At 63.1% G+C, this 14,877-nt stretch carries 8 protein-coding genes; 4 read left to right on the top strand and 4 right to left on the bottom strand.

The annotated features are described in order from the left end of the window. Positions 1-77: 77 nt before the first annotated feature. The 3 genes from VHN57_RS21365 to VHN57_RS21355 all read left to right on the top strand — a co-directional run bounded on the left by VHN57_RS21365 (position 78) and on the right by VHN57_RS21355 (position 5,148). Entirely contained in the window at positions 78-1,745 is a 1,668-nt protein-coding gene (locus VHN57_RS21365; protein ID WP_423285312.1) for a M28 family metallopeptidase, read from the top strand. Between the two features lie 95 nt (positions 1,746-1,840). After that, positions 1,841-4,420, top strand: coding sequence for an ATP-dependent chaperone ClpB (gene clpB / locus VHN57_RS21360; protein WP_423285310.1), 2,580 nt, complete (start codon positions 1,841-1,843; stop codon positions 4,418-4,420). Next, positions 4,417-5,148: a 2OG-Fe(II) oxygenase gene (locus VHN57_RS21355; RefSeq protein WP_423285308.1), complete on the top strand. Its 732-nt coding sequence runs from the start codon at positions 4,417-4,419 to the stop codon at positions 5,146-5,148. The genes clpB and VHN57_RS21355 overlap by 4 nt, the downstream gene beginning before the upstream one ends. Before the next feature lie 115 nt (positions 5,149-5,263). On the opposite strand, the gene VHN57_RS21350 is transcribed toward VHN57_RS21355, so the two are convergent. The 3 genes from VHN57_RS21350 to VHN57_RS21340 all read right to left on the bottom strand — a co-directional run bounded on the left by VHN57_RS21350 (position 5,264) and on the right by VHN57_RS21340 (position 10,319). Further along, positions 5,264-8,239, bottom strand: coding sequence for a TonB-dependent receptor plug domain-containing protein (locus VHN57_RS21350; protein WP_423285306.1), 2,976 nt, complete (start codon positions 8,237-8,239; stop codon positions 5,264-5,266). A gap of 483 nt (positions 8,240-8,722) precedes the next feature. After that, entirely contained in the window at positions 8,723-8,980 is a 258-nt protein-coding gene (locus VHN57_RS21345; protein ID WP_234792514.1) for a hypothetical protein, read from the bottom strand. Between the two features lie 55 nt (positions 8,981-9,035). After that, positions 9,036-10,319, bottom strand: coding sequence for an aspartyl/asparaginyl beta-hydroxylase domain-containing protein (locus tag VHN57_RS21340; protein ID WP_069338769.1), 1,284 nt, complete (start codon positions 10,317-10,319; stop codon positions 9,036-9,038). A gap of 88 nt (positions 10,320-10,407) precedes the next feature. Between VHN57_RS21340 and VHN57_RS21335 the strand changes: the two genes are divergently transcribed. Continuing rightward, entirely contained in the window at positions 10,408-11,442 is a 1,035-nt protein-coding gene (locus VHN57_RS21335) for a hypothetical protein (protein WP_284112786.1), read from the top strand. A 165-nt stretch (positions 11,443-11,607) separates the two neighbouring features. Here the strand turns inward: VHN57_RS21335 and VHN57_RS21330 are convergent, their stop codons facing one another. Next, positions 11,608-14,616 (bottom strand): TonB-dependent receptor domain-containing protein, encoded by a 3,009-nt coding sequence (locus VHN57_RS21330; RefSeq protein ID WP_069338767.1) that lies wholly within the window; start codon positions 14,614-14,616, stop codon positions 11,608-11,610. Positions 14,617-14,877 lie beyond the last annotated feature (261 nt).

Here is a 14,877-nt window from a genome sequence, read left to right as displayed (position 1 = left end):
GCGGAGGCTGGACAGCGACGGGGCGCAGCGGCAAGTCTGCACGCCATCATCCATAGAGACGGAAAGTCCCCGATCCCATGAAACGCCTGGCCCTGCTGGCCGCCACCGCCGCCCTTGTGCTGCCCGCCACCCTGCCCGCTCAAACAGCAACGCCGGCCGCAGCCGATGCGCCGACCTTCTCGGCCGCAGCGGTGCGCGCCCATGTCGAATTCCTGGCCGACGACCTGCTGAAGGGGCGCGACACCGGTAGCGAAGGGCATGAAATCGCTGCCCGCTATGTCGCCAGCCAGTTCGATGGCCTCGGCCTCAAGCCCGCCGGCGACAATGGAAGCTGGCTGCAGCGCATCGGCTTCCAGAAGACCGAGCGCGCCAAGACGCCGGGCACGCTGACCGTCACCGGTCCGGCCGGCGCCAAAAGCTTCACCCATGCCGGCGACGTGCTGATCGGCATGAACGCGGCCGAGCCCAAGCTGGACGTGTCGGCGCCGCTGGTGTTCGTGGGCTATGGCCTGGAGAATGCGCGGCTCGGCCTGAACGACTATGCCGGGCTGGACGTGAAGGGGAAGATCGTCGTCACCCTGCGCGGCTATCCCAAGGGGCTGCCGAGCGAGGAAGGCGCGCACCTGTCCGCCACCAAGGGCAAGATCGCCGAGGCGCATGGCGCGATCGGCATGCTCTCGATCGGCACCCTCCAGTCGATGAAGGCCCGCCCCTGGAACCGCATGGTCCAGTTCGCCGACGAGCCCGACTTCACCTGGGTCTCGCCCGAGGGCGTGCCGTTCGACGCCGCCCCCGGCATCCGGGTCGGCGCCAGCCTGGACGATGCCGCGGCGCAGGCCGTGTTCGCCGGCGCACCGACCAGCATCGCGGCGATCCGCAAGCAAGCCGACAAGGCCGGCGGCAAGCCCAAGGGCTTTGCGCTCAAGTCGACTGCCCAGATCCAAGTCGAAAGCGTCAGCGAGCGGGTGACCAGCCCCAATGTCGTCGCCATCCTGCCCGGCAGCGACCCCAAGCTTAGGCAAGAATATGTCGTCCTGTCGGCGCATCTCGACCATATCGGCATCAGCCCGGCAAAGCCCGGCGACAAGCCCGACACCGACCGCATCAACAATGGCGCGCTGGACAATGGCGCCGGCATCGCGACCATGCTGGAAGTGGCGCGTGCCATGGCCCAGTCGCCCAACAAGCCGCGCCGGTCGATCGTCTTCCTGGCCTCCACCGGCGAGGAGAAGGGCCTGCTGGGCGCGGACTATTATGCCCGCCATCCCACCGTGCCGGGCAAGCAGATCGTCGGCAATGTCGATCTCGACATGCCACTGCTGCTCTATCCCTTCACCGATGTGATCGCGTTCGGCGCCGACCATTCGACGCTGGGGCCGATCGTCGCCAAGGCGGTTGCGCCGATGGGGATCAAGCTGGCCGCCGACCCGATGCCGCAGGAAACCATCTTCGTGCGGTCGGACCATTATATGTTCGTGAAGCAGGGCGTGCCCGCGGTCTTCCTGGCGACCGGCTATGCCAATGGCGGCGAGAAGGCCTGGGGCGAATTTCTGAGCGGCAATTATCACCATCCCGGCGACGACATGAGCCAGAAGATCGACTGGGACGCGGGCGCCCGCTTTGCCGAGGCGAATTATCGCATTGCACGGGTTATGACCGATAGCGACACCCCGCCGCAATGGTACAAGGCGGACTTCTTCGGCGACCTGTTCGCACCGGAGGCGGCCAAGGCGCCCAAGCAGTAAGTAAAATATGCAAGGGGCGCGGATTTTTTGCCCGCGCCCCTTGTGTGTCATTTTTGCAACATTACATCGCCAGCAATGCCTTGAAGGGGATGCTAATGAACCTCGAAAAATTTACCGACCGCGCCAAGGGTTTCCTCCAGTCGGCGCAGACCGTTGCGATCCGCATGAACCACCAGCGGATCAGCCCCGAACATCTGTTGAAGGCGCTGCTGGAAGATGAGCAGGGCATGGCATCGGGCCTCATCAAGGCGGCGGGCGGCGATGCCGCGACCGCGCTGCGCGAGACCGATGCCGCGCTGGCCAAGGTGCCGGCCGTATCGGGCAGCGGCGCGCAGCAGACGCCGGGCCTCGACAATGATGCCGTGCGCGTGCTCGATTCCGCCGAGCAGGTGGCGCAGAAGGCGGGCGACAGCTTCGTCACCGTCGAACGGCTGCTGCTGGCGCTGACGCTGGCGACGACCACGACGGCGGGCAAGGCGTTGGCGACCGCCGGCGTGCGTGCCGAGGCGCTGAACGGCGCGATCAACCAGCTGCGCGGCGGCCGCACCGCCGACACGGCGGGCGCGGAAGACCGTTATGATGCGCTCAAGAAATTCGCCCGCGACCTCACCGAGGCGGCCAAGGCCGGCAAGCTCGATCCGGTGATCGGCCGCGACGAGGAAATCCGCCGCACCATCCAGATCCTGGCGCGCCGGACCAAGAACAACCCGGTGCTGATCGGCGAGCCGGGCGTCGGCAAGACCGCGATCGCCGAAGGGCTGGCGCTGCGCATCGCCCATGGCGACGTGCCCGATACGCTGAAGGACCGCACGCTGATGGCGCTCGACATGGGCAGCCTGATCGCCGGCGCCAAATATCGCGGCGAGTTCGAGGAGCGCCTCAAGGGCGTGCTCGACGAGGTGAAGGGCGCGGACGGGCAGATCATCCTGTTCATCGACGAGATGCACACGCTGATCGGCGCGGGCAAATCCGAAGGGGCGATGGATGCCGGCAATCTGCTGAAGCCGGCGCTGGCCCGCGGCGAGCTGCATTGCATCGGCGCGACCACGCTCGACGAATATCGCAAATATGTCGAGAAGGACCCGGCGTTGCAGCGGCGGTTCCAGCCGGTGTTCGTCGGCGAGCCGACGGTCGAGGACACGATCTCGATCCTGCGCGGCATCAAGGACAAATATGAGGCGCATCATGGCGTGCGCATCGCCGACGGCGCGATCGTGGCGGCGGCGACCCTGTCCAACCGCTATATCACCGACCGTTTCCTGCCCGACAAGGCGATCGACCTGATGGACGAGGCGGCGAGCCGCATCCGCATGGAGGTGGAGAGCAAGCCCGAGGAGATCGAGAATCTCGACCGGCGGATCATGCAGCTGCAGATCGAGCGCGAGGCGCTGAAGAAGGAAAGCGACCAAGCGTCGAAGGACCGGCTGGCCAATCTGGAGACCGACCTTGCCAATCTGGAGCAGCAGTCGGCCGAGCTGACGGCGCGCTGGCAGGCGGAGAAGGACAAGATCGCCAGCGAAGCCAAGCTCAAGGAGCAGCTCGACGCGGCGCGCCTCCAGCTGGAGCAGGCGCAGCGCGGCGGCGACTATGGCAAGGCCGGCGAGCTGCAATATGGCACCATCCCGCAACTGGAAAAGCAGCTGGCCGAAGCCCAGGGCGCATCCAAGGGCGCGATGCTGCGCGAGGAAGTGACGGCCGAGGATATTGCCAGCGTCGTGTCGCGCTGGACCGGCATTCCGATCGACCGGATGATGGAAGGCGAGCGCGAGAAGCTGCTGGCGATGGAAGCGGAACTGGGCAAGCGGGTGATCGGCCAGGCCGATGCCGTGCGCGCGGTGGCGACCGCCGTGCGCCGCAGCCGGGCGGGTTTGCAGGATCCGAACCGGCCGCTGGGCAGCTTCCTGTTCCTTGGCCCCACGGGCGTCGGCAAGACCGAGCTGACCAAGGCGCTGGCCGGTTTCCTGTTCGACGACGAGAGCGCGATGGTGCGCATCGACATGAGCGAGTTCATGGAGAAGCACTCGGTCGCCCGGCTGATCGGCGCGCCTCCGGGCTATGTCGGCTATGAGGAAGGCGGCGTGCTGACCGAAGCGGTGCGGCGCCGGCCCTATCAGGTCGTGCTGTTCGACGAGGTCGAGAAGGCGCATGGCGACGTGTTCAACATACTGCTGCAGGTGCTGGACGATGGCCGCCTGACCGATGGCCAGGGCCGCACCGTCGACTTCACCAACACGATCATCGTGCTGACGTCGAACCTGGGCAGCCAATATATCGCCGCCCAGCCCGACGACGAGCCGGTCGAGAAGGTCGAGGACCAGGTGATGGAGATGGTGCGCAGCCATTTCCGCCCCGAATTCCTCAACCGTCTGGACGAGATCATCCTGTTCCACCGTTTGGGGGCCGGCCATATGGCGCCGATCGTCGATATCCAGGTGGCGCGGGTGCAGAAGCTGCTGAAGGACCGCAAGGTGACGCTCAACCTGACCGACGGCGCGCGCGCCTGGCTGGGCCGGGTCGGCTATGATCCGGTCTATGGCGCGCGGCCATTGAAGCGGGCGGTGCAGCGTTATCTGCAGGATCCGCTGGCCGACCTGATCCTGCGCGGCGAAGTGCCGGACGGATCGACGGTGACGGTGGAAGATGGCGACGGCGCACTGAAGCTCAGTGTCGCATGACGACAATGGTTGCGGATTTCCGGTTGGCCGATGGCATCGACATCGACCAGCTGCGATCCGACTATCAGCGCGACGGGCATGTCCGCATCGGTCCCTTCCTGACCGATGCGGCGGCCCGCGCGCTGGCAACGCATCTGGATGCGCGCGAGGATTGGCGGATCGTCCTCAATTCGGACGAGAAACTGTTCGAGATCGATCGCCCGACGGCGCAATCCATGACGCCGCAGCAATGGGGCGCCCTGAACCAGGCGGTGCATGAGGCGGCACGCCATGGCTTCCAGTTCCGCTATGGCAGTATCCGCGTGCCCGACGAAGAGCAGGCGCGCCGGCAGTCGCCGCATCTGCTCGACGCCTTCGTCCACTTCATGGCTGGGCCGGAGGTGCTGGCGCTGGTCCGGGCGATCACCGGCAGCGAGGCGATCGGCTTCGCCGACGGGCAGGCGACCCGCTATGTCAGCGGCGATTTCCTGACCGGCCATGATGATGGGGTCGCGGGGAAGAATCGGCATGCCGCCTATGTCTTTGGCCTGACCGAAGGATGGCGGACCGAATGGGGCGGCTTGCTGATGTTCCATGGTGCCGATGGCGGCTTTTCCGGCCGGGTTCCGGCCTTCAACAGGCTCGACCTGTTCCGCGTGCCGCAATTGCACAGCGTCAGCTATGTCGCGCCTTCCGCTGGCGTAGCCCGGACGTCGGTGACCGGCTGGTTCCGGTCGGCGATGGGGTGAAGACGGCGACGGCGCACTGAGACCCAGTGTCGGCTAAGTCGGGCGCGCCGCGCGCCAGTTGGTCCTGAAAGGAGGGCGGCCCCGCAAGGGAGGGCCGCCCTTTTATATTATATCGTCAGAAGCTGGCCTTCGCGCCGATGCGGAAGGAGCGGCCCAGGATCGCAGACTCTCCAACCACCGGGTTGTAGAGATAGGCGCCATAGGTGGTCGCATCGATCGGCGGCTTGTTGTTGAAGACGTTCATGACGTTGGCATAAAGCTCGAACTGGTCATTGACCTTGATCGTGCCCGTCATGTCGACGCTGATGAACGACTTCACGCGGCAGCCCTGATAGGCTTCACCATCATAGTTGGTCGGCACCAGGCTGCAGTCGCCGGCAACGCCGCCCTGATCCTCGGCCGAATAATTATAGCCATCGGTGTAATAGGCGGTCGCGCTGAGCGAAGCCTTACCGAAGTCCAGCGTATTCTGCCAGCTGCCACGCCACTGCTGCGTGCCCGAACCGGCCGTCAGGTTGAAGTTGCCGAGCGTGTCGACATAATGTTCAACCGTCCCGTCGGGATATTCGGTGTTCAGCTTGATGACATAGGTCGCATCGATCGAGGTCGAGAAGGTGATGTTGTCGCTCAGGCGGAACTTGCCCATCGCGTTGAAATCGATACCCGACGTCTTGATCGTGTTGGCATTGATGAAGCTGCCCTGCACGAAGGCGATGCGGCGCTGCGAACCGGTATGTTCCTGATCGACTTCGTCCGGGATCACCGTCACGCCATCATAGGAGGTTTCCCCGGTGGCGTAATAGTTGGCGATCGCGTTCGAGAAGTTCACCGAGGTGATCGCGCCGGTCTTCTTGATATTATAATAGTCGACGCTGAACGACACATTGTTGAGCGGCTGGAAGGTCGCACCAAGGGTGATGTTGCGCGACTTTTCCGCCTTCAGGTTCGGGTTGCCCACCGTCGTCTGACCGATCGAATAGTTGGTCAGATAGGTGTTGGGACCGGTGCCGGCCGAGTTCAGATGCTGGTCGATGAATTCCTGCGGCATCGAACCGATCGACTGGGTGACATAGCCGGTGGTCGGCAGAGCGCCCATTTCCGCGAAGCTGGGGATACGGAAGCCCTTCGAGAAGGTGCCACGGAACATCAGTTCGCGGATCGGCTTGAACTTCGCGCCGAACTTGGGCGAGAAATTCTCCTGCCCGGTCGAATAGCGATCATAGCGTCCCGCCGCCGTCAGTTCAAGCTGCTCGACGATCGGTGCGCTCAGTTCGAAATAGGCGGATTCGACGTCGCGATGGCCCTTGGCGCCGAAGGCGTTCAGGCGGAAATAGCGCTCGGTCTGACCGTCATAGTCGGGGTTGCCGCTGGGATTGTTGAGCGATTCATAGCGGGCGGCGACGCCAACCGCGACCTGCAGCGGACCACCCGGCAGGTCGAACACTTCCTTCGAAATGCTGGCCTGGCCCTGATAAAGCTGGGTCTTGCTGTGGTTGATCTGGGTCGGGGTCAGATAGTCGAGCGTCTCCTGCGAGGTCGCCGACGGGTTCATGAAATTATACGAACCGTCCGCGATCACATCGAGCAGATGCTGGATATAGACATAGCCCTTGGCCGTGGTCTTGAGCTTCGAGACCATGGCGGTGCCGTCGACCTGATAATGCCAGTCGTCGCCGAAATCGCCCTTGATGCCGGCGGCAGCGCGGAAGACCTGGCTGACCGATTCATTATATTCGGTGCTGGTCGGCAGGCGGCCGATGATGGCGGCTTCCTGGCCTTGGGCGGCATAGGGGTTGTTCGGGTTCAGCGTGCCGTTGCTGGCATCACAGCTGGCGGTGCTGCGGGCGCAGACATAGACGGGCAGACGCAGCAGGCCGGCGCCGGTCGAGGTCGAATAGGCCGAATAGTCGATGCCGGCCGGCGCATTGGCGCGGATGATCGAGGCAAGGCCGGTATAGGAGGACTTGCTGTTCTCATAGTTGAGTTCGAGATAGGCTTCACCGCTGTCGCCGACGATCTTGGTGAAGCGACCCGAAATGCCCCAGCGCTGCTGTTCCGGCAGAACCTGGCTGTAATCGTGGGTGATGTCCTGCTGGCAGACGGTATGCGGTGCGGTCTTGTTGGCCGCATATTCGTCGTCGGTCAGCGTGTAGGGATTGAGGCTGCCGCAGCCGGCTGCGGCATTGAGCAGCTCGTAGCGGCCAGTGCCCGCGCCAGTGGCAGCATCATACGGACGGGCCATGAAGACATTGGTCGCGGTCGACAGGCCGGTGAAGCCGATGCTGGGATCGACGCCATTGGCCATGTTGTTGGGACCGCAGACGCCGTCATGGCAGATGCCGGACAGGTCGTCGCTGTTGTAGGGATAGCCCAGATCCTTGTTATAGACCGCAGCGCTCTTGAGATAATGGGCGCTGACATAGGCGTTGAAGCCCTGTTCGGCGAGGTCGCCATAGCCATAGGTCGCCGACAGGCGCTGGTTGGCGCCATAGCCCTTTTCAGCGACGCCGGCTTCGGCCTGAAGGTGCAGCCCCTTCACTTCGCGCTTGGTGATGATGTTGACCACGCCGGCCACCGCGTCGGCGCCATAGGTGGCGGACGCGCCGTCCTTCACCACTTCGACCCGATCGACGATGGCGTCGGGGATGGTGTTGAGGTCGACGAAGTTGCGCGTGCCGTCATCGGCCAGCGGATAATAAGCAGCACGCAGGCCGTCGAACAGCACCAGCGTCGAAGAGGTCGACAGGCCGCGCAGCGAGACCGCCGACGCACCACCGGCAAAGGCGCCATTGGCCGAGAAGCCGTTGGTCAGTGCCGGGCCGTTATTGGCCGACAGATTCTGGATGCCCTGCTGCACCGTGGTGATGCCGCGGATCGCCAGATCTTCCGACGAAACGGTGGTGATCGGCGAAATGGTTTCCTTGTCGATGCGGCGCAGCAGCGAGCCGGTCACGACGATCGTATCGTTCGCGCCGTCATCGGCCTGGGGGGCGGCATCCTGAGCATGGAGGGGCGCCTGGAACAGCGCGGTAGCGAGAATGACGGGCGCGACTCCGGCCCGCAAGAATGCGGCAATCGATGCGTTCTTCAAATTTCCAGTCCCTTATCTGGAGCGGCAGATTGGTCTGCCTGCTGTGACCAGTGCGACCCTGCGGAACCACAAGGCGGGGCATGGGTGCGCCTCATGGAACCGGCTGTAAACCCGGTTGCGTTACGAAACGTTACGATTTTTACAAATGTGCAACATTACAGCAACACCATTACGGTGTTGAAACTAAATCATATTCCTCTGAATCTGTCCGTCACCGACGGTCGAAAAGCGCGCAATTATCGGTATTTTTGCGCAACAGGACTGGCGAGAGAAGACACGCCCTTCGCACGCTTGCGTAATTATATTACAGGAATCGATCGTTAAAATTTCGCACATGGACTGGGTCGAAAAAGATCAAATCACGCGCATGCGTGACCAGATAAAATGACTGCGCACATGAAAACGGGGGCGCGCGCCCATAGCGCCCGCCCCCGTCAATTCGGTACATATTGTTCCTATCGCCCATATGGGCGACGCGCAGATTCAACCGTTCGGATTCATGCCGGCGCGGCTGCGCGTAATCAGATCATCGGCATCGCGATTCTGCTGTTCACTGATGGCGCGCCATTCTGCGTTCGTCTTGCAGACGCGCTCCTTCTTCACCAGCGAACCCGTTATCGGGAAGCTGCGGCAGCGCGTTGCATTAGGATCATTGCGGTCGAGCTTGGGCTTGTCTTCAGCGAGGGCGGGATAGGCCATCGCGAACAGGCCGGTCACGACCAAGGCTTTGACGATACGCATCTTAAATCTCCCAGATGACAGGCGATCCGGCGCAATGGCCGTCGCGTCCAATATCTTAAACCCCGGCCTCCAGAGCATCCTGCGCCCTGCTGGCATCAGCTGTGGCATAGAATTGCTTCAAGAGCTGCTGCTCGGCAAGTGACAAATGCGGATTCCACACGTCGAAGATCAGGACGACGCGAAGATGATCGCTGTCATTCCAGGCTTCATGTTCGATCGTGTCGTCAAAGGCAAAGGCCTGTCCTTCCTGCCAGGCACGGGTTTCACCGCCGACGCGGAAGAAACAACCCGGCGGAACAATGAGCGGCAAATGGATGATCGCCCGCGTATTGGTAACCCCAGTGTGGGCCGGAATACGGCTGCGAGGCTTGAGCAGCGAGAAAAAGGCGGATGGCGCTCGGCCGGGGATGTCGGCCCGCGGCAATGCTTCCAGCGCCGCGACGGTCTGGGGACAGGCATCGCAGACGGCTTCGTTGCGCACGCCATATTCCCATAGGAAAGCCGCACCCCAATCGAGCGAGCCATCGAGCGCCGTCCATTTATTTTCGGGCGTGCCCGGATCCTGACGAACATAGGGACGCACATTGCCGCCCTGCTGTTCGATCAGGCCCAGAAATTCGGCCCGGATGACGTCGGTCTTCGCTTCCAGTTCCGCCATCCAGGGGAAATGGTCGGGCTCGAAATATTCATCGGCCGGCAGGAAGGGGTAATGGAGCCCGGAACACTGGTTCTGGTAGAGCGGACGCCGCCCGAATTCATGATCGAGACACGCCTGGAAGCGGCGCTGGCTCCGCACATCCGCATCCGCCAGCAGCGGCGCGACACCATCTTCCACGAAGCTTGCCAACCGCGCCTGATGATTGGTGACGAAGCCACGCGCTTCGGCCAACGTGTCGACCAGTTGCGGCGGCAAATCGCCCATGCCGGACGACATCGCCAGCACCTTGCTCCAGCTATCGGCGGCAGCCTGGACTTCGCCCAGACGCTGCTGCAATTGGGCCAGGCGCATCTGCGCCATGAAATTACGCTGATCGATGTCGATCGCGCGTTGCAGAGCGGCCCTCTCACCCTCGACATCGCCCAGTCCTCGCTGTGCGGCTGCCACATTCATCCACAGGGCGGGTTCACTGCCATCACTCTGGGTGGCGCCCAGAAAATGGCTGCGGGCAGCACCAAAATCGCCGACTTCCAGTGCCATCATGCCCAGCATGTTGAGCGCCTGAGGCTCGCCGGGCTGGAGCGCAAGAACATGCGCAAGCACAGCCCGCACCTCGTCATGGTGGCCGGTGCGGCGGGCTTCGGCCGCCTGTTGCAAAAATCGTCCGATCTGCTGGTTCATCCCATCCTGCTATCATATGCGACGGCCCAAACAAGACGGCTGCCTGCGGCCTTGCTCCCCGCCCCCATGCCGTGCGAAGGCTGGGTCAATGAGCGCTTCCTCGACCCAGCCCCTGACCATGTTAATGGCGGATGCCCGCTGGCTGGCCCACCGCTATGATCCGGGCCATGATGCCTTTCAGTTTCTACAGGTATCGCGCGCGCGCCACGCCGATGTGCCGTTCCTGACAGACGAATATATCGCTCAGGGCGTCGAGCCGATCGTGGTCCGACGCGAGGAAGCCGTGAGCGCCGCACCGCCGCCCGCGCCGGTGCATTTCATCTTCCATTCGGCCTATTGCTGTTCGACCCTGCTGGCCGCCGCCTTCGACCGTCCCGGCGTCGCCATGGGCCTCAAGGAACCCGTGCTGCTGAACGACATTGTCGGCTGGCGCCATCGCGGCGCGAAGGGACCGGAGGCTGCCCGCGCGCTGGATCATGGCCTGCGACTGCTCGCCCGCCCCTTCACAGCCGGCGAAGCGGTGGTGGTGAAGCCGTCCAACCTGATCAATCCGTTGATTCCAGGCATCATGGCGCTGCGCCCCACGGCCCGCGCACTGCTGCTCCATGCGCCGCTGGATGCCTATCTGGCGTCGATCGCCCGCAAGGGCATGTGGGGCCGGTTGTGGGTGCGCGACCTGTTCGGCAAGCTGCTGCGCGAGGGCATGGTCAATCTGGGTATCGCCCCGTCCGATTATCTGGGGCTGACCGATATCCAGATTGCGGCGCTGGGCTGGCTGGCACAGCAGGCCCAGTTCCAGGCGCTGACCGGGCAATTGGGCGAACGCGTCCTGACCCTGAACAGTGAAACATTGATCGCGCATCCGGCCGAGAGCCTGACCGTTCTGGCCCGCCATTTCGATATCGCGCTGAGCGACGCGGACATTGCCGCCATCGTTGCCGGGCCGATATTCGGCCGGGATTCCAAGACCGGCGCCAATTTCGGCCAGGGCCAGCGCGAACGCGCCGCCCAGGATGGCAAAACGCTGCATGCCGAGGAGGTAGAGAAGGTCGGCGAATGGGCCGGCCTGATCGCCCGCAACAATGGCATCGCCATGGACCTGCCCCGCTCGCTTTTGGGCTGAGGCGCCTATCCCGCCCGCGGGCAGGACAATAGCCAATCGACGGAAGACCGAGCGCTGCACGCAGTGGCGCGGCATCGCATGTCCGGCGCAGGCGCTGAGGACGGCATGAAAAAAGGGCCGGCTTTGCAGCCGGCCCTCCTTTTTTCATTCGGCGTTGCGCTTCGATTAGAAGCGGAACTTGGCCGAAACAGCGTAGCGACGGCCCAGCGGGTCGTAGGTCGACGGATAGACGTTGCCGCTGTTGAAGCTGGTCGAACCGATCGAGTTGCCAACCACGGTCGGCTTGTTGTCGAACAGGTTCTGCACGGTCAGCGTGAAGGTGATTTCGTCCGAGGCGTGGAAACGGCCGGTCAGATCGAAATAATGTTCAGCCGGGATACGGTTGAAATCGACCTGCTTACCGTTGAGTTCGCCAACGAACGCATCGCCATCCTCATACTTCACACCGTCGATGTAGCGCCACAGCAGCGAAACATCGGCCATGCCGAAGGACAGGGTGTTACGAACCGACCACTGGAATTCCGGCTGGATCGAACCGCTGTAACCGCAGTTGACCGAGTAGAGGCCGACGCAGTCGCGGTTGACCGAAGTCGGCGTCGCCTGGAACTTCGAGCTGTTGGTCCAGTTGCCGTTGGCATTCATCGACCACTTGGCGAAACCGATGTCCTTCGAATAGTTGATCGAGACATCGATACCGTCGGTCTTGAGCTTACCCAGGTTCGACAGCGGCTGGTACAGACCGCCAACGACGGCAGCTTCACCATAAAGACCACCGGTCGACGGATCGCGACGGATGACCGTGCAAGCCGAGCTCGAAGCGCTGGCGGCAGTGATGTTGTCGAAGCAAGCATTGATAACATCGTCCGGGGTCGGCGTGGTGATCGCACCCGTGATCTTGATGTTATAATAGTCGACGGTGATCGCCAGACCCGGGAGGGCCGAAGGCTGCAGCACCAGACCCAGGGTATAGCTGTTCGACTTTTCCGGACCCAGGGCGAGGTTGCCACCGGTGGTGGTGTTCACCTGGCCAGCCGGATCGTTGATGATCGAACCAAGCTGCGAGGCCAGAGCACCCTGAGCGACGCAGATCGCGGCCAGATTGGCATTCTGGGTCGGCGCAGCGCCGGCGCAGGGATCGGAAGCAAGGTTGGTCAGGACGGTGTTCAGCGGCGAGAAGAGCTCCGAAATGTTCGGGGCACGAACGGCATGCGAATAGTTACCGCGCAGCTTCAGACCGTTGATCGGGGTCCAGTTCAGACCGGCCTTCCAGGTGGTGGTGTTGTAGCCAGCACCGCCCTGAACGCTGTAGTCCGAATAGCGGATGCCCGCTTCGGCGGTCAGGTCTTCAAAGAAGGGCTTGTCCTGAACCAGCGGCAGGATGAGTTCGCCATAGGCTTCGTAGACGTCATAGCCGCCGTCCACGTTGGGAGCCGCACCACCGGCGCCGCCCAGGTCACCCGACTGCGACAGCAGATCGGATTCGCGCGAGGCGGTGTACTTGCGATATTCGCCACCGACCGCGAAGGCCACGGCGTCGGCCGCGAACGGCACAGCGACGCCGAAGTCGCCGCTGACCACGCCCTTGACCTGCGCCAGCGAGGTCTTGGTCGCGACCTGGCTGTTGGCAGTCAGATAGTTGTTCATCGCATCGGTGATCGAGCCGTCGGCGCCGAACACGTTGAGCGGGACGCAACCATTGGTGTCGGTCAGGCAGGTGGCGGTGTTGGTCGCCAGCAGCGCCTGACGCACGCGCGAGGTCAGCCAGTAGCCCTGCTGGGTCTGGATCTGCTCGCTCTCACCATAGGAGCCCGACAGATCCCAGCTGATCGAGTCGGTGATGCCGCCACGCGCGCCGACCTTGTAGTCGAAGAAGGTGGTGGTGAAGTCGGAGACACGCGGCCCCAGTTCGGTCGCACGACGCGACAGGGTCGTCGTGACGGTACGATAGTTGGGATCGTTCGGATCGGTCGCAACAGCGGCTGCGTCACACTGAGCCTGAGTGAAACGGGCCGTGTAGCCGACGCCGGGGTTGGTGTCGAAAGCGCAGAAAGCGTTACGCTGAGCAGCCGTCAGATAGGGGTTGCTGAGCGGAACAGCGACCGAAATGCCGAAGGCACCCGACGGCGCGATGATCGTGCTGACGGTGTTCTTCGAGAAGACGCCACGGGCGTAGACTTCGACCGCATCGCTGACTTCATAACGGCCAGCGCCGTACATGTTGAAGCGCTTAAAGGGCGTCTGGAAGATGTTGTAGGGGTTGAAGTTATAGGCGTCGAACGCCGAGGTCGGGCGGAACGCACCGCCGGCCGCCGTCACCTGACGGTTGCCCTGAACAGCGTTACAGGCGACCTGATCGGCGGCGCCGCAACCCGTGGTGATCGAGTCGGCGCCGGTCACGTTCACGTTGGTGAAGCGTGACGGGGTCGAGGTGCCCGAACCGCCATTTGCACCGGTGAAGGAATCGATCGAAACCTGCGAGAAGGAACGGTCGCCCTGATAGACCGGGTCAGCCTGCTGATAGCCGACCGAGAAGACCACGTTGCCGCGGCCGTCGTCGAAGTTGGCGCCCAGGGTCACGTCGGCACGGAAATAGTTGCCGTCGCCCTGTTCGGTCAGCTGGTTCGAAACATTGGCTTCGAGACCCGAGAAGTCCGACTTGGTGATGAAGTTCACCACGCCCGAGATGGCGTCGGCGCCGTAGGTGGTCGATGCACCACCGGTCAGCACTTCGACGCGCTCGACGAGAGCGAGCGGAATGTTGTTAAGGTCGAACTGGCCAGCGAGGCCCGAGGGAGCCAGACGCGAACCGTCGATCAGAACGATGTTACGGAACGAGCCGAGGCCGCGAAGGTCGACCAGCGACGCACCGCCGTTGCCGTTGTTGACGGCCGAACCGATGCTGGGGACGACGCCCGGAATTTCGCGCAGAATTTCTTCGGCGGTGTTGTTCTGCTTCAGTTCGATCTGGTCCGACGTGGTCGCGGTGACCGGAGTCGAGCGTTCCAGGTTCGGGTTCTTGATGAGCGAGCCGGTAACGACGATGGTGTCGGTGGCTTCAGCTTCGGCGCCCTGCGGCGCTTCCTGCGCGAACGCGGCAGTCGCGATCAGCGACGCACCGAGAATCGCCGGAGCGGCGCTGGCACGCAGCAGTGCCCTCTTCGAAAATGTCTTCACGTTTCCAGTCCCTTGCTCTGGAGTTGGGCAGTCACCTGCCTTCATATGCACCTACAAGGGGATATGGTGCCCGACAGCGATCCCCCCGTATGGATTGCGGGAACCTGCGCGGTGGGAAAGCCGCTGTAAAGCGCGGGAAATCGCGCCTTGCTGCTTTTGAACGGGCCTGTATCAAAAATGCAACAAGACGAAACATGTGGAATTTTACGGTCGCAAAGCAAGATAATTTCAAGGTCGCAACAGAAGGCGACGCAATGCTGC

Source organism: Sphingobium salicis subsp. salicis (assembly GCF_049472635.1).
Taxonomy (GTDB): Bacteria; Pseudomonadota; Alphaproteobacteria; order Sphingomonadales; family Sphingomonadaceae; genus Sphingobium; species Sphingobium yanoikuyae_A.
The sequence above is the reverse complement of the archived record's forward strand: the minus strand, read 5'-3'. Positions and strand labels throughout refer to the sequence as shown.